General features: G+C 69.9%; 19 protein-coding genes. 13 read left to right on the forward strand and 6 right to left on the reverse strand.

Annotated elements, in window-relative coordinates; all coding sequences use genetic code 11:
- Positions 1-40: 40 nt before the first annotated feature.
- Entirely contained in the window at positions 41-265 is a 225-nt protein-coding gene (locus tag ABZ833_RS29505; RefSeq protein ID WP_361052545.1) for an I78 family peptidase inhibitor, read from the forward strand.
- A gap of 115 nt (positions 266-380) precedes the next feature.
- Here ABZ833_RS29505 and ABZ833_RS29510 read toward each other — a convergent pair whose 3' ends face one another.
- On the reverse strand, positions 381-1,397 hold the full coding sequence (locus ABZ833_RS29510; RefSeq protein ID WP_361052548.1) for a phosphatase PAP2 family protein: 1,017 nt from the start codon (positions 1,395-1,397) through the stop codon (positions 381-383).
- 236 nt (positions 1,398-1,633) lie between these two features.
- Entirely contained in the window at positions 1,634-2,794 is a 1,161-nt protein-coding gene (locus tag ABZ833_RS29515) for a glycosyltransferase family 39 protein (protein WP_361052551.1), read from the reverse strand.
- Positions 2,795-3,024: 230 nt separating this feature from the next.
- On the opposite strand from ABZ833_RS29515, the gene ABZ833_RS29520 reads away from it, so the two are divergent.
- Positions 3,025-4,695: an MFS transporter gene (locus tag ABZ833_RS29520; protein WP_361052553.1), complete on the forward strand. Its 1,671-nt coding sequence runs from the start codon at positions 3,025-3,027 to the stop codon at positions 4,693-4,695.
- Between the two features lie 107 nt (positions 4,696-4,802).
- Entirely contained in the window at positions 4,803-5,999 is a 1,197-nt protein-coding gene (locus ABZ833_RS29525; RefSeq protein ID WP_361052556.1) for an acyl-CoA dehydrogenase family protein, read from the forward strand.
- Positions 6,000-6,012: 13 nt separating this feature from the next.
- Here the strand turns inward: ABZ833_RS29525 and sepF are convergent, their stop codons facing one another.
- On the reverse strand, positions 6,013-6,456 hold the full coding sequence (sepF, locus tag ABZ833_RS29530) for a cell division protein SepF (RefSeq protein ID WP_249590824.1): 444 nt from the start codon (positions 6,454-6,456) through the stop codon (positions 6,013-6,015).
- A gap of 289 nt (positions 6,457-6,745) precedes the next feature.
- Between sepF and ABZ833_RS29535 the strand changes: the two genes are divergently transcribed.
- Entirely contained in the window at positions 6,746-8,008 is a 1,263-nt protein-coding gene (locus tag ABZ833_RS29535) for a DUF5685 family protein (RefSeq protein ID WP_361052560.1), read from the forward strand.
- Between the two features lie 91 nt (positions 8,009-8,099).
- Here the strand turns inward: ABZ833_RS29535 and ABZ833_RS29540 are convergent, their stop codons facing one another.
- Complete coding sequence (locus tag ABZ833_RS29540) at positions 8,100-9,059, reverse strand: ABC transporter substrate-binding protein (RefSeq protein WP_361052563.1); 960 nt, start codon at positions 9,057-9,059, stop codon at positions 8,100-8,102.
- Between the two features lie 447 nt (positions 9,060-9,506).
- Between ABZ833_RS29540 and ABZ833_RS29545 the strand changes: the two genes are divergently transcribed.
- The 9 genes from ABZ833_RS29545 to adhE all read left to right on the forward strand — a co-directional run bounded on the left by ABZ833_RS29545 (position 9,507) and on the right by adhE (position 20,305).
- Entirely contained in the window at positions 9,507-10,364 is an 858-nt protein-coding gene (locus tag ABZ833_RS29545; RefSeq protein WP_361052566.1) for an amino acid ABC transporter permease, read from the forward strand.
- Positions 10,361-11,236: an amino acid ABC transporter permease gene (locus tag ABZ833_RS29550; RefSeq protein WP_361052569.1), complete on the forward strand. Its 876-nt coding sequence runs from the start codon at positions 10,361-10,363 to the stop codon at positions 11,234-11,236. The genes ABZ833_RS29545 and ABZ833_RS29550 overlap by 4 nt, the downstream gene beginning before the upstream one ends.
- The gene (locus ABZ833_RS29555) at positions 11,233-11,994 is read left to right on the forward strand and encodes an amino acid ABC transporter ATP-binding protein (protein WP_361052572.1); all 762 of its coding nucleotides are present in this window, start codon (positions 11,233-11,235) and stop codon (positions 11,992-11,994) included. Before ABZ833_RS29550 ends, ABZ833_RS29555 begins: the two co-directional genes overlap by 4 nt.
- A 36-nt stretch (positions 11,995-12,030) precedes the next feature.
- On the forward strand, positions 12,031-13,002 hold the full coding sequence (locus ABZ833_RS29560; protein WP_361052575.1) for an ABC transporter substrate-binding protein: 972 nt from the start codon (positions 12,031-12,033) through the stop codon (positions 13,000-13,002).
- A gap of 69 nt (positions 13,003-13,071) precedes the next feature.
- Entirely contained in the window at positions 13,072-13,890 is an 819-nt protein-coding gene (locus ABZ833_RS29565) for a DUF1684 domain-containing protein (RefSeq protein ID WP_361052577.1), read from the forward strand.
- Between the two features lie 257 nt (positions 13,891-14,147).
- On the forward strand, positions 14,148-15,047 hold the full coding sequence (locus ABZ833_RS29570; protein ID WP_361052580.1) for a S1 family peptidase: 900 nt from the start codon (positions 14,148-14,150) through the stop codon (positions 15,045-15,047).
- A gap of 157 nt (positions 15,048-15,204) precedes the next feature.
- Positions 15,205-16,137: a slipin family protein gene (locus ABZ833_RS29575; RefSeq protein ID WP_361052583.1), complete on the forward strand. Its 933-nt coding sequence runs from the start codon at positions 15,205-15,207 to the stop codon at positions 16,135-16,137.
- A gap of 275 nt (positions 16,138-16,412) precedes the next feature.
- On the forward strand, positions 16,413-17,498 hold the full coding sequence (locus ABZ833_RS29580) for a S1 family peptidase (protein WP_361052585.1): 1,086 nt from the start codon (positions 16,413-16,415) through the stop codon (positions 17,496-17,498).
- 200 nt (positions 17,499-17,698) lie between these two features.
- Complete coding sequence (adhE, locus tag ABZ833_RS29585; RefSeq protein WP_361052588.1) at positions 17,699-20,305, forward strand: bifunctional acetaldehyde-CoA/alcohol dehydrogenase; 2,607 nt, start codon at positions 17,699-17,701, stop codon at positions 20,303-20,305.
- Positions 20,306-20,398: 93 nt separating this feature from the next.
- Here the strand turns inward: adhE and ABZ833_RS29590 are convergent, their stop codons facing one another.
- Together ABZ833_RS29590 and ABZ833_RS29595 are read right to left on the reverse strand one after the other, a co-directional pair.
- On the reverse strand, positions 20,399-21,547 hold the full coding sequence (locus ABZ833_RS29590; RefSeq protein WP_361052591.1) for an AAA family ATPase: 1,149 nt from the start codon (positions 21,545-21,547) through the stop codon (positions 20,399-20,401).
- A 48-nt stretch (positions 21,548-21,595) separates the two neighbouring features.
- A complete protein-coding gene (locus ABZ833_RS29595) occupies positions 21,596-22,651 on the reverse strand; it encodes an ABC transporter permease (RefSeq protein ID WP_361052594.1) in 1,056 nt (351 codons plus the stop codon).
- Positions 22,652-22,740: the final 89 nt, after the last annotated feature.

Here is a 22,740-nt window from a genome sequence, read left to right on the forward strand (position 1 = left end):
GGCCTTCCCCGGCCGGGCCGCGCCGCCTAACGTGGTGGCCATGGCACCTATTCCGACTCCTCCCGCCGAACCCCAGGAACCCCAGGGCAGCATGGACGCCTACGTCGGCCTCGCGGCCGACGGCGCCGAGCAGCAGGCCCGCGAGCGCGGCTGGTCCACGGTCAGGTCGCTGCCGCCGGGCGCGATCATCACGATGGAGTACCTCGCGGGGCGGCTCAACTTCGAGGTCAAGGAAGGCGTCGTGATCCGCTGCTGGAAGGGCTGACCGCCCCGGCGGCGCATGGCGACGGCACGGCGAAAGGCCCCGGTTCCTGGACGGAACCGGGGCCTTCGCGATGCGGGGGATGGGTTGTGCGTACCGACCCCCGCTGTCCTTGGGGCTAGCCGCCCGCGACGGGGCGGGGCGACGTGGCGGCGCGTGAGGCGCGCTCGGAGTGCGGCGGGCGGCGGCTGCCCGCCGGGGTGACCGGGCTGCGCTCGGAGCGCGGTGTGTGCGGGCCCGGCGCGAGGTAGGCCGGGGCGCGGGCGGGGCGCGGGGCGCCGACCGGCTCGCGGACCTGGGGCTCGTCGGCCGGTGCGGCGGGCTGCGGCGACATCGCCGGGACCGGGGTGACCGGGGCCGGGAGTCCGGCGCCTGCGCGGCGGTCGCGCCAGAGGTCCCGCAGGCTGAAGATCCAGCCCTCGACCCGGGTGAGCAGCGGCTCCACCCACGGCAGCGCGAGCAGGACGAGCAGACCCGCGGCCCAGCCGAGGAAGACGTCGCTCAGCCAGTGCGTGCCGAGGTACACGGTGGTCAGGCCGACGCTGAGGGAGACCACGGCGGAGAGCGCCGAGAGATAGCGGCGGGTGCGCGGGGTGGAGGCCATGTAGGCCAGGATTCCCCAGGTCACCACGGCATTGGCGGTGTGGCCGGAAGGAAATATATCGCCGCCGAGCCACATCTCGTTGGCGCCGATCGTGGTGGCGTAGTGCGGGCCGAGGCGGCCCATGCCGATCTTGGCGGCGCCGACCGTGACGTTCAGGAGCAGCAGGGCGGCGCCGAACGTCAGGAGCGGGCGGATGGTGTGCTGACGCCAGGAGCGCCAGCCCAGCCAGGCCGCGACCATCACGGCGGTCGGGCCGCGCTGGCCGAGGACCACCCAGTAGTCGAGGAAGGCGTGGATCTCGGGCCACTGCTGGTAGGGCCGGAAGAACATGACCTGCCAGTCGAACCGCACCAGCCACGAGGTGGCAAGGACGGCGACCACGATGGCGAGGTAGAAGGCCAGGGTCGCGCTGAAGAGCACGATCCTGTGCCTGCTCATCCTCGGTACATCGAGGCCGGCCGGTCGTTCCGGCTCACGGTCAAGACGGGCGAAGACCCGGTCCAGACGGGTGAGGTTTCGTTCGGTACGCACCCAATCGACGTTACAGCGAGTGAGTGCACCACTAGGCCGAATCAGTGGCTTTGTGATGACGATGTGATGTGGCATTGATCTCAGACGGGGGTTTATTCCTGCGGCTTCCCTATTCCGCGAAGAGCCCCTTACAGAATTCGTTGATCATTAGTGTGGCCGTTTTATGGCGCTTATAAATTCGTTCACCGGGGCCTGGTGCGGAATTTCCCCCGCGCTCACCGGGGCCCAGGAAATGATCATGGCGGACCCGAGCCGTTCAGCCAGAACGCCCCGTACACCGCGCTCGCCGCCGCCACACCCCCGAGCACCAGCGCCGACCTGGACGTACGCAGCCGGGCGAGGGCCACGGCGAGGGGCAGGAGCAGCGGGAAGGCGGGCAGCAGGAGGCGCGGCTTCGAGCCGAAATAGCCCGCCGCGCACAGGGCGAGCGCCACGACGATCCCGCTGTAGACGAGCAGCGGCAGCGGCTGCTTCTTCCGTACGCCGATGACGTACAGCCAGACCACGAGGGCGACCCCGACGATCAGGCCGACGCCCGCGAGGGCCGCGGGGAAGGCGGTGAACTTGTCGCCGATGAAGCGGGCGAAGGCGTAGCCGAAGTCGAAGCCGTTGCCCCAGCCCGCCTGGACGTCGAGATAGCCGAGGAGGCCGTCCCCGGTGCGGTGGCCGACCCACAGGACGTAGCCCGCAGCGCCGAGCGGGGCCAGGACCACCCCGAGGATCATGCGCCGGTCCGCCTTGCGCTCGCTGTGGATCCGCAGCGCCGCCGTCACCCAGAGTGCCGCGACGACCGCGGCGCCCACGGGCCGGGTCAGGCCCGCGAAGGAGGCGAGCACCCCCGCCCACACCCAGCGTCCGGTGAGCACCGCGTACAGCGACCAGGCCGCGAGCGCCGTGAAGAGGGACTCGCTGTACGCCATCGACTGCACGATCCCCACGGGCAGGACCGCCCACAGCGCGACCGCGCAGATACCCGCACGTCGCCCGTAGAGGTGATCGGCGATCGCGAAGATCCCCGCGGCGGCGCAGAGCGAGGCGAGCCAGCTCACCACGAGGCCCGCGTCGGCGTACGACAAGGGGCTGATCGCCGAGACGAGGCGCTCCAGCCAGGGCAGCAGCGGGAAGAACGCGAGGTTCGAGTGCACGCTGCCGTCCGGGAGCCGCACCTCCCAGCCGTAGCCGAACTCGGCGACGCGGGTGTACCAGAGCGAGTCCCAGCGGGCGGTGAGCAGCGTGTGCGGGCTCTTGCCCGCCGCCGCGCTCCATGCCGCGAGCACCGCGACGCCCAGGGCGCGCACCCCGGCGTAGGCCAGGAGAGCGGGCGCCGCACGGCGCAGCGCGGCGCTCGCACGGGCGCCGTACGAGGGCGGCGGCAGGCGTTGATCAAGATCGGTCACGGGCTCGATTATCGGCGCAGTGGGGAACCGGGCGCCCGCCCGGGTGCGTGGTCCATGCGTGGGCAGCGTGGCGTACGCCACACCGTCTCCGTGCAACCGTGAGAGGTCCGCCACGCGCCACAGCCGTGAACTCGCGTACTCTGACGGCTCACTCGCCTTTCGCCGCCGCCAGCTGGGAGATCACGTCCCGCAGGGCCGCCGATGCGAGGGATCACTGGGAGGTATCGCACATGTCGGGTTCAACCACGGCCACCGCTCCTTCCGGCCGTCGGGTACCCGGGTCGCAGGGTGGCGCCAACCGCTGGCTGGTGCTCGTCGTTCTCTGCGTAAGCCTGTTGCTCGTCGCCGTCGACGCCACCGTCCTGCACGTGGCGGTGCCCGCCGTCACCGAAGACCTCAAGCCCGGCGGCATCGAGCTGCTGTGGATCGTGGACGTCTATCCACTGGTCTGCGCCTCGCTGCTCATCCTCTTCGGCACCCTCGGTGACCGCGTCGGCCGCAGACGCGTGCTGCTGCTCGGCTACGCCCTCTTCGGCGTGGCATCGGCCGTGGCGGCCATGGCCGACAACGCCCAGGTCCTGATCGCGGCCCGCGCCCTGCTCGGCGTCGGCGGCGCGATGATCATGCCCGCGACGCTCTCGATCCTCCGCCAGGTCTTCCCCGACCGGCGTGAGCGTGCCGTCGCCATCGGCGTGTGGAGCGCGGTGGCCGGAATCGGCGCCGCGGGCGGACCGCTGCTCGGCGGCTTCCTGCTCGAGCACTTCTGGTGGGGCTCGGTCTTCCTGATAAACATCCCGCTGATGCTGGTCAGCCTGCCCATCGGGCGGCTGCTGCTTCCCGAGTCGACGGGCGACCGCGACGGGCCGTGGGACGTGGTCGGCGCGCTGATGGCCGCGGGCGGTCTCTTCGGCCTCGTGTTCGCGGTGAAGCGGGCCGGTGGCGGAGAGTCGCCGTTCGGCATGACGACCCTCCTCTCGTTCTTCCTCGGCGCGGCCCTCCTGGTCGGCTTCGTCCGCAGGCAGCGGCGGCGCAAGCACCCGCTCATAGACCTGTCGATGTTCTCGCGGCCCGCCTTCAGCACCTCGCTCGGCTGCATCGTGCTCGCGATGCTCGCCCTGGTGGGCCTCGAACTGGTCGCCGCGCAGTATCTCCAGCTGGTGCTCGGCCTCTCCCCGCTGGAGACCGGCATGCGGCTCGTGCCGCTCACCGTCGCCGCGATGGTGGCGGGCCTCGCCGGATCGAAGTTTCTGCACCGCTTCGGCCCGCGCACGATGGTCGCCTCCGGCTTCACCCTGACCGCGGTGGCCGTGGTGGTGCTCACCGGGATGGGCGACCAGCTCAACGACCCGTTGATGATCACCAGCTTCGTACTGCTCGGCCTCGGCCTGCAGACCACGCTCTTCGGTTCGTACGAGTCGATGCTCAGCGAGGCCCCCCAGTCGCAGGCGGGCGGCGCAGCCGCGATCGGCGAGACCTCGTACCAGCTGGGCGCCGGCATCGGCATCGCGCTGCTCGGCAGCGTCATGAACGCGGCGTACGCGCCGGGCCTCTCGTCCGTGCAGGGCGTCCCCGCCAAGGAGAGCGCCGCCGCGAGCCACTCGCTGGGCGAGGCGTACGAAGTCGCTTCGGGGCTCGGTGGCGGGGCGGGCGAGGCGCTCCGCAGCGCCGCGCGGGAGTCCTTCGTGCACGGGCTGCATGTGACCTTGCTGGTCAGCGCGGGGCTGCTGCTGCTCGGCGCGCTGATGGCGCTGAAGCTGCCGCGGACCATGGAGTGTGGGGCCGCCTCGCAGGACCAGGACCAGGACCAGGACCAGGAGCCGAAGCCGGACGCGGATGCGGATGCCGGGATACCCGCACCGCGTGACGGAGCGGGCGTCCGCGTGGAGTCGTCGGTCCGCTGACGCGGGCGCTCCGGGCCACTCTGGACGTGCGCGACCGCCGCGCCGTAACGTCACAGCTAGCCGTAAGTAACTACCACTGCTAGTTTTTGCGCCGCCGGAGGCCCGAGATGTCCGCACGCAGCCGTACGCCCCTGCCGCCCTTCGACCCCACCGACCCGCTCGGCATCGACGACCTCCTGGAGCCGGAGGACCTCGCGATCCGGGAGACCGTCCGCACCTGGGCGGCCGACCGCGTCCTGCCGCACATCGCCGACTGGTACGAGAAGGGCGAGCTGCCCGGCATCCGTGATCTTGCCCGCGAGCTCGGCTCGATCGGCGCGCTCGGCATGTCCCTGGAGGGCTACGGCTGCGCGGGCGCCAGCTCCGTCCAGTACGGCCTGGCCTGTCTGGAGCTGGAGGCCGCCGACTCCGGCATCCGCTCGCTCGTCTCCGTGCAGGGCTCCCTCGCCATGTACGCCATCCACCGCTTCGGCTCCGAGGAGCAGAAGCAGCGCTGGCTGCCCGGCATGGCCGCGGGCGAGATCATCGGCTGCTTCGGCCTGACCGAGCCCGACCACGGCTCCGACCCGGCCTCCATGCGCACCTTCGCGAAGAGGGACGGCACGGACTGGGTGCTCACCGGCCGCAAGATGTGGATCACCAACGGATCCGTGGCCGGTGTCGCCGTGGTCTGGGCGCACACCGACGAGGGGATCAGGGGCTTCGTCGTCCCCACCGAGACCCCCGGCTTCTCGGCGCCCGAGATCAAGCACAAGTGGTCGCTGCGCGCGAGCGTCACCAGCGAGCTGGTGATGGACGAGGTGCGGCTGCCCGCCGACGCCGTGCTTCCCGAGGTCACCGGGCTCAAGGGCCCCCTGAGCTGTCTCTCCCACGCGCGCTACGGCATCGTCTGGGGAGCCATGGGCGCCGCCCGCTCCTCCTTCGAGACAGCCGTCGAGTACTCCAAGACCCGCGAGCAGTTCGGCAGGCCCATCGGCGGCTTCCAGCTCACCCAGGCCAAGCTCGCCGACATGGCGGTCGAGCTGCACAAGGGCATCCTGCTCGCGCACCACCTCGGCCGGCGCCTCGACGCTGGCAGGCTCCGCCCCGAACAGGTCAGCTTCGGCAAGCTCAACAACGTACGAGAAGCGATCGAGATCTGCCGCACGTCCCGGACGATCCTGGGCGCGAACGGGATCTCGCTGGAGTACCCCGTGATGCGGCACGCCACGAACCTCGAATCGGTGCTCACCTATGAGGGCACCGTCGAGATGCATCAACTCGTGTTGGGCAAGGCGCTCACCGGTCTCGACGCCTTCCGGTGAGCGGCCTCGCCCGCTAGCTCTGGTTGAAGAAGCCGTCCGACGGACGGCTCGTGGCCTCCCCGTTGACAATCTGCGTGTTGGCGGGGGTGAGCAGGAAGACCCGCGTCGCCACGCGCTCGATGGAGCCGCGCAGACCGAAGGTCAGGCCCGCCGCGAAGTCCACGACGCGCTTGGCGTCGCCGGGCTCCATCGACGTGAGGTTGATGATGACCGGGACGCCGTCCCGGAAGAGCTCGCCGATGCCGCGGGCGTCCCGGAAGCTGTCCGGGGTCACGGTCCCGATCCGGCGCCCTTCCTCCTCGGCGGCCTCGGCCACCACCCGCACCCGCGGGTCGGTCACCCAGGCATCGCCGGGCCCCTCGGCCCCGTCGTCGTCGTAGCCGTCGTAGTAACGCTCGTCATTGTTGTTGTCGTCGACGAGGCCAAGCCAGGCACTCGCCTTGCGCACCGATCCCATGGACGCCTCCTCTCGCAGCGGGCTTTCTGCAGTCCCTATCCCCATGTTCGTCCATGATGCGGATAGTGCGCCAAGTGGATAGTCGCCGCGCGGGGTTTTCGTGACGGTACTGGTGCACAGTCAACACCGTGTTTCACGTGGCTCCCCAAGGGTCCTGCTGTGTACGGCTGCTGACAGTGAGTGAAATATGATTCTTCACGGCGTATGGGTGACGACCGGTGCGTCCGGGTGAACGGACCCCTCGATACGATGCCCGAGTTGATCGGCGACAGGCTCACGGGGGAGTCGCATGTTCGGAATCGTCAGGCCCTGCAGTCATCGTCTCGGTGAGGGGCTCAAGACGCAATGGATGGCGCATCTGTGCGGGCTCTGCCTCGCGCTGCGCAGTGATCACGGGCAGTTCGCCCGGGTCGTGACCAACTACGACGGCCTGATCATCTCGGTTCTGACGGAGGCTCAGGCCGCCAAGTCGACCGGCTGGCGGCGCACCGCGGGACCCTGTCCGCTGCGCGGGATGCGCACCGCGTCCGTCGCGCAGGGCGAGGGGGCGCGGCTCGCCGCCGCCGTCTCGCTGGTGCTCGCGTCGGCGAAGGTGCGCGATCACGTCGTCGACGGGGACGGCCTCTTGGCGCGCAGGCCGGTGGCCGCCGCTGCCCGGAAAGTGGCACAGAGCTGGGACAGGGCGGGTGCGCGCACCGGCGCCGATGTGGGCTTCGACACGGCGGTCCTGCTCGACGCCGTCGAACGGCAGGTCGGCATCGAGACCTTGGCGGGCCCCGGCACCTCCCTGCTCACGGTCACCGAGCCGACGGAGACCGCGACCGCCGCGGCCTTCGCGCACACCGCCGTCATCGCGGGCAGGCCGGGCAACGCCGAGCCGCTCGCCGAGGCGGGGCGGCTCTTCGGCAGGCTCGCGCACCTCCTGGATGCCGTGGAGGACAAGGAAGCTGACGCCGCGTCGGGTGCGTGGAACCCGCTGACGGCCACGGGCACCGGCCTCGCCGAGGCCCGGCGCCTGGCCGACGACGCGCTGCACGGCATACGCCTCGCGCTGCGCGACGCCGAATTCACCGACGGCAAGCTCGCCCACATGCTGCTCGCGCACGAGCTGGGGCGCTCGGTGGACCGCGCCTTCGGGACCGACGCCTGCGGGCACGCCCACGAGGTGACGGCCCATCAGGGCGGTTCCTTCGGGCCGCCGCCGGACCAGGGCGGGCCGTACGGACCTCCCTCCAGCGGTCCGTACGGCCCGCAGTCCCCGTACGGAGGTGGCAATCCGTACGGAGGCGGGGTGCCCGGCGGTCCGGGCGGTCCTGGCGGGCCCGGTGGCGGGCCCGCCTTCGAGCCGCAGCCGCCGAAGCCGGGCAAGCGGGGGTTCTGGGCAGGGTGCGCGGTCGCCATCGGGCTCTGCTGCACCTGCAAGCTGTGCTGCGCCGATTCGTACGAGGGCCCCTGGTCCCGCAAGAAGCGCGAGGGCTGCTGCAACAACTGCGGCGACTGCGGCTGCTGCGGCATCTGCGAGTGCTGCCAGTGCTGCGACTGCGGCCTCTAGGCACCCGGCGGTTCCTGCTTCGTCTGCGGGCTCATCGTGGCTGGTCGCGCAGTTACCCGCGCCCCTTCGGGGCGCCCACCCTGATGGGCAGTCAGTCCTTGATCTCCGGCGGGGAGATCCGGGACTCCTTGATCGCCGAGTCCTTGGTGCCCCACTTCTTCAGGATGCGGTCGTAGGTGCCGTCCTCGATCAGCTGATTCACCGCTGCCTGGAAGGCCGGCGCCAGCTTCGTGCCCTTCTTGAAGGCGAAGCCGACGTCGAGGCGGTGGTACTCGCCGAGGAACTTCAGCCCCTCCTGCTGCTCGACCGCATAGCGCAGGCCGTTGATCGTGGACATCACCACATCGGTGCGACCCTGCTGGAGCGAGCCCCAGATCGCGCCCTGCTCCGCGTACGTCTTCACGCTGTACGGCTTCTTGCCCGCGTCCTCGCACACGTGCTTGTTGTCCTCAAGGGTGACCTCGAAGGTGGTGCCCGCGCCGGTCGCCACGTTCAGGCCGCACAGCTGGCGGAAGTCGGTGACCTTCTTCAGCTTGCTGTCCTCACGGACGGCGAAGCCCTGGCCGTCGTTGATGTACGTGACGAAGTCGATGGTCTTGCGCCGCTCCTCCGTGACGCCGAAGTTCCCGGTGCCCAGGTCGTACTTCCCGCTGTCCAGGGCGGGCAGGATCGCCTCGAAGCTCGCGGCCTCACGCTTCAGCTTCAGGCCGAGCGCCTTGGCGACGGCCTCCGCGAAGTCGGCGTCCTGGCCGACGATCGTCTTCCCGTCCTCCAGGTAGGTGTTGCCGGGCGGGCTGCCGCCGACGGCGGTCGCGAGACTGAGGGTGCCCCGCTCGCGCACGTCCGCCGGCAGGAGCTTCGCGGCCGCCGCGTCCTTCTTGACCGAGGAGACCACGTCCTGCGTGGGGATCTTGTTGCTCTTGCCCGCGGGCGCCGCACCGCCCGTGGTGTCGGCGGAGTCGCCGGAGCCGCAGGCGGTGAGCGTGAGCGTGGCGGCGGTGATCAGGGCGAAGGCCGCAGGGATGCGGCGGGAGTACAGGGGCTTGCTCATGGCGTGACGGTCTCCATCAGGCAGCAGGGCAGGGCGAAGCGGACGTGCGAGGGGAGGGGGTGCCGCTGCTCATGGCGGTACAGCAGCGGCGTACGCGTGTGAAGGCGAGGTCAACGGCGCGCGAGCGCACGGGAGATGCAAGGCGGGAGAGACCCGGGAACAGAGAAGGGCTCAGCGCGCAGGGGGTCGGCTCAGAGAGTCGTCGAACACGACGCGGACCACACTCGACCGAAGTCGATGTGGGAGCGCGTGACCAGCCACTGCTGCGAATGCATGGGGCAAGTGGAACAGGCATCCGTTTGCGCGTCAACTGCCCTGAGACGTAACGCTCACATCCTGGACGGCCTTGACAGGCCGCGTGAACCGCCCCTTACTCTCAAGGCGGATCGTGCTGAGGGGCTCGGTCCGTGTGAAGGCATCACCTCCCGTATCCACGGAGCCTTCGCCATGTCTTCCGACACGCTCGCCAAAGCCGCGACCGCCCCTCCTCACGACCCACCTCCCGATGTCCCGCGCATCGTTCCGCAGCGCCGCGCCGGACAGTGGGTGGCCGCCGCCGCGGTCCTCGTGCTCCTCGCGCTCGCCGTCAACTCGGTCGTCCGCAACGAAGCGTTCCAGTGGGACGTGGTCGGCGACTACTTCACCTCCGCGTCCGTGCTGCGCGGCCTGTGGCTCACGCTCTGGCTCACCGCCGTCGTCATGGCGCTCGGCTTCGCGCTCGGCGCGGTGCTCGCCATGGGGCGACTCTCGTCCAACCCCGTTCTGCGCGGGGTCAGTTGGGGCTACGTCTGGCTCTTCAGGTCGATGCCGATCCTGGTGCAGCTGCTGTTCTGGTTCAACATCGGGGCGCTGTACCCGTACCTCTTCGGCGTGAAGACGGTGAACCTCCTCGGGCCGATCACCATCGCCGTCATCGGGCTCACCCTGCACGAGGCCGCGTACGCCGCCGAGGTGGTGCGCGGCGGCATCCTCTCCGTCGACCGGGGGCAGATCGAGGCCGCGCAGGCGCTCGGGCTCAGCCGGTGGCGCAGATGGCGGCGGATCGTCCTCCCGCAGGCCATGCGCTCCATCGTGCCGCCCGCCGGGAACATGCTGATCGGCACGCTCAAGGGCACCTCGATCGTCAGCGTGATCGCGGTGCAGGACCTGCTCTACTCCGTGCAGCTCGTCTACCACCGCACCTACCAGGTCATCCCGCTGCTCCTGGTCGCCACCATCTGGTACGTCGTGATCACCTCGCTGCTCAGCGTCGGCCAGTACTACGTGGAGCGGCACTACGCGCGCGGTTCGGAGCGCACCCGATGAGCGTGACGGAGCGCGAGCCGGTCAGTGACCTCGTGAAGGACGACTTCGGCGCGCTGAAGGTCGTCCCCGTGCGCCACCCCTGGCGCTGGGCGGCCGTCGTCGCCACGGCCGTCCTCGTGGCCCAGTTCGCGCACGGCCTCACCACCAACTCCGGCTGGGAATGGGAGGTGTTCGCCGAGTTCTTCACCGCCGACGTGATCCTCAAGGCGGTCTGGGTCACCCTCCAGCTCACCTTCTACGGCACGGCTCTCGGCTTCGCGCTCGGCATCGTGCTCGCCTTCATGCGGCTCTCCGCGAGCCCCTTCCTGAAGGCGGTGGCCTTCGCCTACATCTGGGCGTTCCGCTCGATCCCGCTCATCGTGCAGCTGCTGTTCTGGTTCAACCTGGCCTATCTGTACAAGGAGTTGCAGTTCGGGATCCCGTTCGGTCCCGGGTTCTTCTCCTTCGACACGATGGGGCTCGTCGGGGCGATGAGCGCGGCGGTCCTCGGACTCGCCCTGCACCAGGCCGCGTACGCCGCCGAGATCGTGCGCGCGGGCGTACTGTCCGTCGACAGCGGCCAGTTGGAGGCGGCGGCCGCGCTCGGCATTCCCCGGCTGCGGCAGATCCGCCGCATCGTCCTGCCGCAGGCGATGCGCTCGATCCTGCCCAACGCGGCCAACGAGATCATCTCCCTCTTCAAGGGCACCTCGATCGTCTCCGTGATGGCGATCGGCGAGCTCTTCTACCAGGTCCAGGTCATCTACGGCCGCAACGGCCGTGTCGTGCCGCTCCTCATGGTCGCCACCGCCTGGTACGTCCTGCTCACCACCGCCCTCTCCGTCCTCCAGCACTACGTCGAACGTCACTTCTCGAAGGGGGCATCGCGATGAGCGCGATGGTCGAACTCCGGTCCGTACACAAGTCCTTCGGATCCCTGGAAGTCCTGCGGGGCCTCGATCTGGAGGTCCGCAAGGGCGAGGTCACCGTCATCCTGGGGCCCTCCGGATCCGGCAAGTCCACGCTCCTGCGCGCCATCAACCACCTGGAGAAGGTGGACAAGGGCTGGATCAGCGTGGACGGCGCGCTCGTCGGCTACCGGCGCTCCGGCGACAAGCTGTACGAGCTGCGCGAACGTGACGTGCTCAAGCAGCGCACCCAGATCGGCTTCGTCTTCCAGAACTTCAACCTCTTCCCGCATCTGACCGTCCTGGAGAACATCGTCGAGGCACCGGTCTCGGCGCTGAAGCGCCCGCGCAAGGAAGCCGTCGCCCACGCCGGGACCCTGCTCGACCGGGTCGGGCTCGCCGACAAGGCGGATGCCTACCCCAAGCAGCTCTCCGGCGGGCAGCAGCAGCGCGTGGCCATCGCCCGTGCGCTCGCCCTGGAGCCGAAGCTGCTGCTCTTCGACGAGCCGACGTCGGCCCTCGACCCCGAACTTGTCGGAGAAGTCCTCGACGTCATCAAGGACTTGGCGAGCCAGGGCACCACGATGATCGTCGTCACCCATGAGATCGGCTTCGCGCGTGAGGTCGCCGACACGGTCGTCTTCATGGACGAGGGGCTCATCGTCGAGCAGGGCGTCCCCGGCGACGTACTCGACCGGCCGCGGCACGACCGCACCCGCGCGTTTCTCTCCAAGGTTCTCTAGCCCCTCCCCGCCCCAAGATTCTCCAGGAGCTCCCGCATGCTTTCCCGACGTACCCTCTCCGCCTCCGTCGCCGTCCTGGCCCTGATGCCCCTGCTCGGCGCCTGCGGCGGGGACAGCGACGCCGCGACCGGCAAAGGCGAGCCCGGCACCAAGAAGGTCGGCAACATCAACATCGGGCCCGACCAGAACCGCGTACGCGGCAAGAAGGTCGACGCGCTCGCGAAACTCCTGCCCGCCAAGGTGCGCGAGCGCGGCACGCTGCGGCTCGGCGGCAGCGCCGACTCGGTCGCGCCGCTCGGCTTCTACGCCACCGACGACAAGACGCGGATCGGCTCCGAGGTCGACATCGCGAGCCTGGTCGCCGACACGCTCGGCCTGAAGCCGAAGTTCGAGCAGGTCTCCTGGGAGAACCTCTTCGTCGGTCTGGACAGCGGGAAGTTCGACGGCGTCTTCTCGAACGTCACGGTGACCGAGGAGCGCAAGGAGAAGTACGACTTCGCGACCTACCGCCACGACAACATCGCCTTCGAGGCCCGCAAGGACGCCGACTGGACGGCGCAGAAGCCGGCCGACGTCGCGGGCAAGGCGATCGCGGTCTCCTCCGGCACCAACCAGGAGAAGATCCTCGTCGACTGGAGCGAGCAGAACGAGAAGGCCGGGCGGGGGCCGGTCGACATCAAGTACTTCCAGAAGGACTCCGACTACTACCTGGCCCTCCAGTCGGGCCGCATCGACGCCTACCTCGGCCCGAATCCGTCGGCCGCCTACCACGTCGCGTCGTCGGGGCAGACGAAGATCATCGGCACCCTTTCGGGCGGCGGCCCGAGCATCCAGGGCGAGATCGCCGCCACCACGAAGAAGGACAGCGGGCTCGTCGACGCGTACGCCGCCGCGCTCAACCACGTGATCAAGGACGGCAGTTACGCCAAGGTCCTGGCGCGCTGGGATCTGACGAGCGAGGCCGTGAAGGAGTCGCAGATCAACCCCAAGGGTCTGCCCAAGCCGTAGGGACCGTCAGCGGAAAGCCGCAGGGGGATGACCGTATGCCGCACATACCGGTATGAAAGGGTTGATCACATGACGACGGACGGAACGACGGACGCTTCACGCGACTGGAAGCACTGGCACGAGCAGCGGACGGAGACGGTGTCGGCGCCCTATGGCCCGCTCTCCCTCACCGGCACGCACTGGCTCGCGGACTACCCGGACGGATCGCTTCCGGACATCCCCGGGCGCTGGACCGAGGCGGGCGACGAGATCGTCCTGACCGCGGAGACCGGCGACGGGCTCACCCTCGACGGGCAGCTCTTCACCCGAGAGGCCCGTCTCGCCGCCGACCCGGGGCCGGTCGCCGCGGCCCGCGTCGGGCACGGCGACCGCCGCTTCGTCGTGCTGCGGCGCGAAGGGCTCTGGGCGGTACGCGACTTCGACCCGGACTCCGCCACGCGCCGCGCCTTCCAGGGCATCGAGGCCACCGAGTACGACGCGCGCTGGGCGGTGCCGGGGCGCTTCACGCCGTACGCCGCCGAAAGCACCGTCGATGGAGTGCGCACCGTCCGGGTCGGCAACGCGGACGGGGTGGAGCGGGGGCTCGGCCTCGGCGGTGAGCTGGCCTTCCGCCTGGCCGGAAAGGACCACACGCTCCAGGTGTCCGTCGAAGGTGACGGCTCGTTGTGGGCGGTGTTCGGCGATGCGACCGGTGGGGTGTCCAGCTACCGTTTCCGGTTCCTGCGGCCCGCCGCGCCGGACGCCGAGGGGCGCACGACGGTCGACTTCAACCGCGCGCTGCTGCCGCCGTGCGCCTTCGCCGACCACTTCATCTGCCCCTTCCCGCCCCCGGGCAACACCCTTGACGCCGAGATCGCCGCGGGAGAGCGGAACCTTATCGACCGCTGACACGTCAGAAACAGAGCCGATGACCCAAGCCCCGGCGGCGTACGACAGGTACGACAGCCGCCGGGGCCGGCTGCCGTGTATCCGGCTGACGGCCGAAAGGCGCCCTTGTGCGCGGTGTCCCCGGCCCGAATACTCCCGAGCAGCGCTTGTCAGGAGCACGGCGTATCCGGAATCCGGCTTGCCTTTTGCTCATTGGCTGCGCCTCACGGGCCCCAACCCACACGGGCCCACTGACTTCCCCCCGGGAGGAACAACAAGTGAGGAACAAGCGCACCACCCCCCGCAGCGGCATAGCGAGACGTACTCGTCTGCTCGCCGTGGCCACCGGACTTGTGGCCGTCGGCGCGCTCGCCGTCCCCGCTGCGAACGCCAATGACGTCACCACCTTCAGCTCGGCGCAGCTCACCAAGGCGAGTGGCGCGGTGCTCGACGCGGATGTCGCAGGCACCGCATGGAGTGTCGACAAGGCGACGAACCGTCTGGTCGTCACCGCCGACAGCACCGTCTCCCAGGCCGAGATCGCCAAGATCAAGGAGGCGGCGGGCAGCACCGCCGGCGCCCTCAAGGTCGAGCGCACTCCCGGCAAGTTCAGCAAGCTGATCTCCGGCGGCGACGCCATCTACGCGTCCAGCTGGCGCTGCTCGCTCGGCTTCAACGTCCGCAGCGGCAGCACCTACTACTTCCTCACTGCCGGTCACTGCACCGACGGTGCGGGCACCTGGTGGGCCAACTCGGCGAAGACCACGGTCCTCGGCTCCACGACGGGATCCAGCTTCCCGACCAACGACTACGGCATCGTCAAGTACTCGAACACGTCGATCACCAAGTCGGGCACGGTCGGCAGCCAGGACATCACCAGCGCGGGCAACGCCACCGTGGGTCAGAACGTCACCCGGCGCGGCTCGACCACCGGTACCCACAGCGGCAGGGTCACCGGCCTGAACGCGACCGTGAACTACGGCGGCGGCGACATCGTCTACGGCATGATCAAGACGACGGTCTGCGCCGAACCCGGCGACAGCGGCGGCCCGCTCTACGCGGGGACCAAGGCACTTGGCCTCACCTCGGGCGGCAGCGGCAACTGCTCATCGGGTGGCACGACCTTCTTCCAGCCGGTCACCGAAGCGCTGAGCGCGTACGGCGTGAGCGTCTACTGACCGACGTACGGCCGACCTGCAGCCAGCAGCAGGAGAGCCCCCGCCCGGAGTTCCGGGCGGGGGCTCTCTCCTGTCTCCCGTCTCCCTTTGTGCGCCGTGCGGCGCTACCTTCGAAGTGCACGCCCAACACGCCCAATTCGGACCCTGGGGGGCCGGCATGGTCGAGGAGCTGGTGGCGACGGGAGTGGCCGTCGGATGTGCCGGAGCGGTCTATGTGATGGCCGCGGCGCGTGTGGTCAAACAGTACGAACGGGGTGTCGTGCTGCGGCTCGGACGGCTGCAGCGTTCGGTGCGCGGGCCCGGGTTCACGATGATCGTGCCGTTCGTGGACCGGCTCCGTAAGGTGAACATGCAGATCGTGACGATGCCGGTCCCGGCGCAGGACGGCATCACCCGGGACAACGTCACGGTGCGCGTGGACGCGGTCATCTACTTCAAGGTGATCGACGCCACCGACGCCGTCATCCAGGTGGAGGACTACCGCTTCGCGGTCTCGCAGATGGCGCAGACGTCGTTGCGCTCGATCATCGGCAAGAGCGATCTCGACGATCTGCTCTCCAACAGGGAAAAGCTCAACCAGGGCCTGGAGTTGATGATCGACTCGCCCGCCGTCGGGTGGGGCGTGCAGATCGACCGGGTCGAGATCAAGGACGTGTCGCTCCCGGAGACGATGAAGCGCTCCATGGCCCGGCAGGCCGAGGCGGACCGTGAGCGGCGGGCCCGCGTGATCAACGCGGACGCCGAGCTGCAGGCCTCCAAGAAGCTGGCCGAGGCGGCGCACGAGATGGCGGAGGAGCCCGCCGCCCTCCAGCTGCGGCTCCTGCAGACGGTGGTGGCGGTCGCCGCCGAGAAGAACTCGACGCTCGTACTGCCCTTCCCCGTGGAGCTGTTGCGCTTCCTGGAGCGGGCCACGCAGGCGCAGCCACCGGCGCAGCCGCAGCCGCAGCCGCCCGCCGCCGTGTCCGAGTCAATGACACCACCGGCCGCCGTGTCCGGTTCTCCCGCTGTCGCACTCCCGGAATTCGGTACGGCGGATTCGGAAGCCGGAGAGCCGGACGCGCCAGGAGCGTCGAAAACCGGACAGGACTAGTCCTTACCCGCTGCCGATCACCCGCTCGCACGCGGTGTTTGCAGCGGGAACCGACGTGGTGAGACCGGCGCCGGTGAAGACGCGGGGGGTGCGCGGTGACCGTCGCGTGCGCGTCCTGAAGTAGACCTTGTGTGCTACCAGGCGGTATCGGGATAGTGGGCCGCACCATTTGGCATGGACGCGGCTATCGCAGCGTGTGCGACTCCGTGCCGGTACGCCTTCCGGTCCCCAGGTCCCCACACCGAACGGGCCGACCCCCCACAGGAGGACGTGACTTGAAGCACCGACGCATATCCAAGCGACGTGCAGCCGTGGCAGGTGCGGGCATCACCGCACTGATCGCCGCCGGAATCACCTTCCAGACTGCGAACGCGAGTGAGAGTGCCCCGACCCCCACGCCGGACACCCTCTCGGTCGCGAAGGCCGGAAAGCTCGCCTCGTCCCTCGGCAAGGACCTCGGTCTGGACGCGGCCGGTACGTACTACGACGCCAAGGCCAAGAACCTCGTCGTGAACGTCCTCGACCAGAGTGCGGCCGACGCCGTCGAGTCGGCGGGCGCCAAGGCGAGAATCGTCGAGAACTCCCTCGCCGAGCTGAAGAGCGCGCGCTCCACGCTCAGCGACAAGGCGTCCATCCCCGGCACCTCGTGGGCGGTCGACCCGGCCACCAACAAGGTCGTCGTCACGGCGGACCGCACGGTCAAGGGCGCTCAGCTCGACAAGCTCGGCGCGGTCGTGAAGGGGCTCGGCTCCAAGGCCGAACTCCAGCACAGCAAGGGGGAGTTCAAGCCCTTCATCGCAGGTGGCGACGCCATCTGGGGTGGCGGCGGCCGCTGCTCGCTCGGCTTCAACGTGGTCAAGGACGGTGCGCCGCACTTCCTGACCGCGGGCCACTGCACCGAGTCGATCACCAGCTGGTCCGAGGAGCAGGGCGGGCCGGTCATCGGTGAGAACGCGGGCTCCAGCTTCCCCGACAACGACTACGGCATCGTCAAGTACAGCGGCGACACCGCGCACCCGAGCGAGGTGAACCTCTACAACGGCTCGACGCAGGCCATCACCAAGGCCGGCGACGCGACCGTGGGCCAGAAGGTGCAGCGCAGCGGCTCGACCACGAAGCTGCACGACGGCTCGGTCACCGGCCTGGACGCCACCGTGAACTACGGCAACGGCGACATCGTCAACGGGCTCATCCAGACCGACGTCTGCGCCGAGCCCGGCGACAGCGGCGGCGCGCTCTTCGCGGGCGACACCGCCCTTGGCCTGACCTCGGGCGGCAGCGGTGACTGCTCCGCCGGCGGGGAGACGTTCTTCCAGCCGGTTCCCGAGGCGCTCTCCGCGTTCGGTGCGGAAATCGGCTGACGACAGGCCCCCGGCAGGGGGCAGCGGGACTTGGGGCCGGTCCGCCGACGGGCGGACCGGCCCCTTTCCGCGAGCCTTGTGAAAGTTTTCACAAAAGGACCTTCGGCCTGCCCCCAGAGGCCCTTTTCGGCGCCTGGGGCGGGATGTGCGGGTGTGCAATTGAGGCATAAGCGAAAACGTCTCAGTGAAGGAGCCCCGCCATGGAGGCCAGCGAGATGGTGGACGGACTGGTCGAGAGGGCGCTGACCGCGCTCGGCCGGTTCGCGTCGTACGACCAGGAGCAGGTCGACCACATCGTCAAGAAGGCCTCACTCGCCGCACTGGGCCGGCACGGGGACCTTGCGAAGCTGGCCGTGGAGGAGACCGGCCGCGGGCTCTTCGAGGACAAGGCCGTCAAGAACCTCTTCGCCTGCGAGCATGTCGTCAACTCGATGCGCGGCCTGAAGACCGCGGGCGTCATCTCCCGCGACGAGCTGAACGGCATCACCGAGATCGCCGAACCGGTCGGCGTCGTCTGCGCCATGACCCCGGTGACCAACCCGACGTCGACGACCCTCTTCAAGGCCCTCATCGCCCTGAAGACCCGCAACCCGATCGTCTTCGCCTTCCACCCCAGCGCCCAGCGCTGCTCCGCCGAGGCCGCCCGCATCGTGCGCGACGCCGCGATCGAGGCCGGCGCCCCCGCGGACTGCGTGCAGTGGATCGAGGAGCCCTCGATGGAGGCGACGGGCCTCCTGATGAACCACGAGGGCGTCTCCACCATCCTCGCCACCGGCGGCAACGCCATGGTCAAGTCCGCCTACTCCTGCGGCAAGCCCGCGCTCGGCGTCGGCGCGGGCAACGTACCCGCGTACGTCACGCGCAGCGGCAAGCTGCGGCGCGCGGTGCACGACATCGTGCTCTCCAAGGCCTTCGACCACGGCATGATCTGCGCCTCCGAGCAGGCCGTGATCCTCGACAAGGAGATCTACGACGAGGGGATCGCGGAGTTCGAGCGGCTCGGTGCGTACGTCGTCACGGCGGCCGAGAAGACCAAGCTGGAGGAGTTCGTCTTCGGGACGACGGCCTTCGGCGCCGACTGCTCGGGCGCGAAGCTCAACGCGGCCGTCGTCGGCAGGTCCCCGCGGTGGATCGCCGAGCAGGCCGGGTTCGAGGTCCCCGAGGGCACGTCGGTCATCGTCGCCGAGTGCGCGGAGGTCGGCGAGGGTGAGCCGCTGACCCGCGAGAAGCTCTCCCCGGTCCTGGCCGCGCTGAAGGCCGAGTCCACCGAGCGGGGCCTCGAACTGGCGGCCCGGATGGTCGAGTTCAACGGTCTTGGCCACAGCGCCGCCATCCACACCGAGGACGAGGAGCTCGCCGAGGAGTTCGGCAGGCGCGTCAAGGCGGTGCGCGTCATCGTCAACGCGCCCTCGACCTTCGGCGGCATCGGCGACGTCTACAACGCGTTCCTGCCCTCGCTCACCCTCGGCTGCGGCTCCTACGGGCACAACTCGGTGTCGAACAACGTCTCCGCGGTCAACCTCATCAACGTCAAGCGGATCGGACGGCGCAACACCAACATGCAGTGGTTCAAGGTCCCGCCGAAGATCTACTTCGAGCGCAACTCCCTGCGCTACCTGGGCGAGATGGACGGCATCCGGCGGGTCTCGATCGTGACGGACAAGACGATGTCGACGCTCGGCTTCGTCCAGAAGGTGACCGACATCCTCGCGGCGCGCCCCGAAGCTGTCACCGTCCAGGTCATCGACGACGTCGAGCCCAACCCGGAGCTCGCGACCGTGCAGGCCGGGGCGGCACGCATGCGGGACTTCGAGCCGGACACGATCATCGGGCTCGGCGGTGGCTCGCCGATGGACGCCGCCAAGATCATGTGGCTGATGTACGAGCACCCCGAGATCGAGTTCGCGGACACCAAGGAGAAGTTCTTCGACATCCGCAAGCGGGCCTTCAAGTTCCCGGGTCTGGGCGAGAAGGCGCAGATGGTGGCCGTCCCGACCACATCGGGCACGGGCAGCGAGGTCACCCCCTTCGCGGTCATCTCCGACCCGAAGGCCGCGCAGAAGTACCCGCTCGCCGACTACGCCCTCACCCCGAACGTCGCGATCGTCGACCCGACCCTGCCGATGAGGCTCCCCGCGACGGTCACCGCCGACTCCGGCTTCGACGCGCTGACCCACGCCACCGAGGCGTACGTCTCGGTGTACGCGAACGACTACACCGACGGGCTCTGCCTCCAGGCCATCAGGCTCATCTTCGAGAACCTGGAGCGGTGTGTCGTGAACGGGGCGAAGGACCCCGAGGCGCGCGAGAAGATGCACAACGCCTCGACCGTGGCGGGCATGGCCTTCGCCAACGCTTTCCTGGGCCTGGTGCACGCGATGGCGCACACCCTCGGCAACACCTTCCACGTCTCGCACGGCCGCACCAACGCGCTGCTCCTGCCGCACGTCATCCGGCACAACGGCACGGTGTCGGCCAAGGCGACGCCTTGGCCGAAGGCTGAGGTCTACCGGGCGCCGGAGCGGTTCCAGGAGATCGCCCGGATGCTGGGCCTGGCGGCGGCTTCCCCGGAGCAGGGGGTGGAGTCCTATGCCGCCGCCGTCGAGGAACTGCGCGCCAAGTGCGGTGTCCCCGCTTCCTTCCAGGAGGAGGGTGTCGACGAGGCCGCCTTCCTGGAGGCGCTGCCGGAGCAGGCGATGAACGCGTACGCGGATCAGTGTGCGCCTGCCAACCCGCGGATGCCGATGATCGATGAGATGGAGCGGTTGATGCGGCAGGCGTACTACGGCAACGGGGCGGGTGCTTGATCCGGTTTGCCGTCCGCGGGTTGTGTGTGGCTTGTCGCGCCCACGCGGCGGAGCCGCATATGTCACAGCCCCGCGCCCCTTAAGGGGCGCGGCTCAGCGCTTCGGCCAGTACCACAGCGGCTCGTCCAGGAGGCTCTCCCGGCCTGCCACCGTCGTCTCGCCCGACTCCTTCACCAGCTCTATGGAGTTGACGTCCATCCGGTGGCGCACCGCCCCCTTGGCCACGGCTTCGGCGAGGGGGCGGGCGTGGGTCACCAGGACGACCTGCGTGTCCTTCGTCGCGGTCAGGATCAGGTCCGCGAGCGGGCGCAGGAGGTCGGGGTGCAGGCTCGTCTCCGGTTCGTTCAGGACGAGGAGGGACGGCGGCCGGGGCGTGAGCAGGGCCGCGGTCCACAGCAGGTAGCGCAGTGTTCCGTCGGACAGTTCGGCGGGGCCCAGCGGGCGCAGCAGCCCGCGCTGGTGCAGCTGGAGTTCGAACCGCCCTCCGTTGTCGACGATCCGCACGCTGCTGCCCGGGAAGGCGTCGTCCACCGCCTCGTCGAGCGCACGGTCGTCGCCGATCTCCCGGATGGTCTGCAGGGCGGCCGCGAGGTCCGCGCCGTCGTGGGCGAGGACGGGGGTGCGGGTGCCGATGCGGGCGGCGCGGGCCGGTGCGTCGGCGTCGGTGCGCACATGGTCGTAGAACCGCCAGGAGCGGATCAGCTCGCGCAGCCTGAGCAGGTCGGGGGCCAGCTGCGGGTCGGCGAACTCGCTGAGCATGCTGTCGTAGGGCCGGATGCCCTGGGTGCGGTGCCAGCCGCCGTCGGCGGTGCGGGTGCGCACGGCGGGCCCCGCGCGGTCGCAGAGCAGCGCGGCGGTCCGCAGCACGGGTCCGGCCCAGGTGGACTCGCGCTTGATCTCCGGGTCGAGGCCGAACATGGAGGGGGCGCCGCCGGGGCCCGCGCCGCTGGACTGGGGGACGCCGAAGTCGACCGCGTACCCGAACTCGTCGCCCGCGAAGCCCAGGCGCAGGGCGGCGGGCTCCGCCTTGCGCTCGCCCGCCCACATCGCGGAGGGCAGGCCGCCCTCGCGGGCCAGGGCCGCGACCGCGCCGCCGGCCGCGGAGTCCGCGAGCAGCCGCAGTGCGCGGTACAGGCTGGACTTGCCGGTGCCGTTCGCGCCCGTCACTACGTTCAGGCGGTCCAGGGGGACGATCAGTTTGCGCAGGGAGCGGTAGTTCTCGACTGCCAGGGTGGTGATCATCGCTCAAGCCTCGCACCCGGGTCTGACAACGGCCGGGGGAGCGGGCCGTCACCCGCGGTGGGCGCCGCCGTCCGGTTCCGTGTCCTGCATCGCGGGCTTCTGGCCCGGCTGGCGGTCCCCGCGCAGCGCGGACATGACCAGGGTGACGGCGGTGCCCACGACCGCCCAGGCGGCGAGCACCAGCATCGGTCCGGTGATCGCGTTGCCCTTGAAGTACGCGATCGAGCGCGCCACCCAGGTGCCCGCGCCCGGCGGCAGCCAGGGGCCGATCTCCTTCCAGAACGGCGGCAGCATCGGCAGCGGGAAGGCGCCGCCCGCGCTCGGGTTGCCCGCGATCACGACGAGCAGGACGGCGAGGCCGATGCCCACGATGCCGGTGAGTGACTGCAGGGCGAGCGTGATCATGCCGACCCCGAAGACGACCAGCGAGCCGAGGCCCCACAGGCCCATGATGCTGCCGGGCAGGGCGCCCAGGATCGGCCCGATGATGAGCGCGCCGCCGAGGCCGCCCGCGATCGAGTAGAGCGCCATGACGCCGGTCCTGATCAGTGCGCGCGGGCCGTTGGCGGCCCGGGAGCCCGCGCTGATCGCCAGGATCGATGCGCACAGATAGCCGCCGACGCACCAGCCGACGACCAGGTAGAAGGACGAGAGCCCGTCGAAGTCCTTGGTGGACGCCGGGGCCACGTCCACGGTCTTGACCCCCCGCTTCTCGGCCATGCCGACCTCGGTGGCGATCTTCTCAAGGGCGGTGGCGAGGACGGTGCCGCCGCCCGAGCCGACCAGCAGGGTGTCGGTGGTGCCCCGGGGGTCGACGATCAGGGCGCCGTCGATGTCGCGGTTCATGATCTGGTGCCGGGCCTCGGCCTCGTCCTCGACCACGCGCGGGTCGAGCGGTTCACCGGGGAGTTTCCCGAGCTTGTCCGAGGTCTCCTTGGCCGCGGGCCCCGGAGCGACGACTCCGAAGGGCACGTCTTTCGGCTTGGGGTCGTGCAGGGCCCCTACGTAGGAGGCGATGAACAGCAGCTGCAGGGCCAGTACACCGATGACCAGCAGGGCTGCTCGCGGGGTGACGGCGCTCTTCAACTCATCGGTGAAACTCATGCCCCCACGCTCCGTGGCCCCTGTCGTTCCCGCAGGTGGGCGGGGCCGAATGGGCGAAGAGGGGTGCGGGCCGACCCGGATGCCGGATC

This window comes from Streptomyces sp. NPDC047525 (assembly GCF_040643025.1).
Lineage (GTDB): Bacteria > Actinomycetota > Actinomycetes > Streptomycetales > Streptomycetaceae > Streptomyces > Streptomyces durmitorensis.

What these genes read in the sequence shown, in the direction of transcription:
- ABZ833_RS29505 (WP_361052545.1), top strand. Translation starts at nt 41, where the DNA reads ATGGCACCTATTCCGACTCCTCCCGCCGAACCCCAGGAACCCCAGGGC.
- ABZ833_RS29520 (WP_361052553.1), top strand. Translation starts at nt 3,025, where the DNA reads ATGTCGGGTTCAACCACGGCCACCGCTCCTTCCGGCCGTCGGGTACCC.
- ABZ833_RS29525 (WP_361052556.1), top strand. Translation starts at nt 4,803, where the DNA reads ATGTCCGCACGCAGCCGTACGCCCCTGCCGCCCTTCGACCCCACCGAC.
- sepF (WP_249590824.1), bottom strand. Translation starts at nt 6,456, where the DNA reads ATGGGATCGGTGCGCAAGGCGAGTGCCTGGCTTGGCCTCGTCGACGAC.
- ABZ833_RS29535 (WP_361052560.1), top strand. Translation starts at nt 6,746, where the DNA reads ATGTTCGGAATCGTCAGGCCCTGCAGTCATCGTCTCGGTGAGGGGCTC.
- ABZ833_RS29540 (WP_361052563.1), bottom strand. Translation starts at nt 9,059, where the DNA reads ATGAGCAAGCCCCTGTACTCCCGCCGCATCCCTGCGGCCTTCGCCCTG.
- ABZ833_RS29545 (WP_361052566.1), top strand. Translation starts at nt 9,507, where the DNA reads ATGTCTTCCGACACGCTCGCCAAAGCCGCGACCGCCCCTCCTCACGAC.
- ABZ833_RS29550 (WP_361052569.1), top strand. Translation starts at nt 10,361, where the DNA reads ATGAGCGTGACGGAGCGCGAGCCGGTCAGTGACCTCGTGAAGGACGAC.
- ABZ833_RS29555 (WP_361052572.1), top strand. Translation starts at nt 11,233, where the DNA reads ATGAGCGCGATGGTCGAACTCCGGTCCGTACACAAGTCCTTCGGATCC.
- ABZ833_RS29560 (WP_361052575.1), top strand. Translation starts at nt 12,031, where the DNA reads ATGCTTTCCCGACGTACCCTCTCCGCCTCCGTCGCCGTCCTGGCCCTG.
- ABZ833_RS29565 (WP_361052577.1), top strand. Translation starts at nt 13,072, where the DNA reads ATGACGACGGACGGAACGACGGACGCTTCACGCGACTGGAAGCACTGG.
- ABZ833_RS29575 (WP_361052583.1), top strand. Translation starts at nt 15,205, where the DNA reads ATGGTCGAGGAGCTGGTGGCGACGGGAGTGGCCGTCGGATGTGCCGGA.
- adhE (WP_361052588.1), top strand. Translation starts at nt 17,699, where the DNA reads ATGGAGGCCAGCGAGATGGTGGACGGACTGGTCGAGAGGGCGCTGACC.
- ABZ833_RS29590 (WP_361052591.1), bottom strand. Translation starts at nt 21,547, where the DNA reads ATGATCACCACCCTGGCAGTCGAGAACTACCGCTCCCTGCGCAAACTG.
- ABZ833_RS29595 (WP_361052594.1), bottom strand. Translation starts at nt 22,651, where the DNA reads ATGAGTTTCACCGATGAGTTGAAGAGCGCCGTCACCCCGCGAGCAGCC.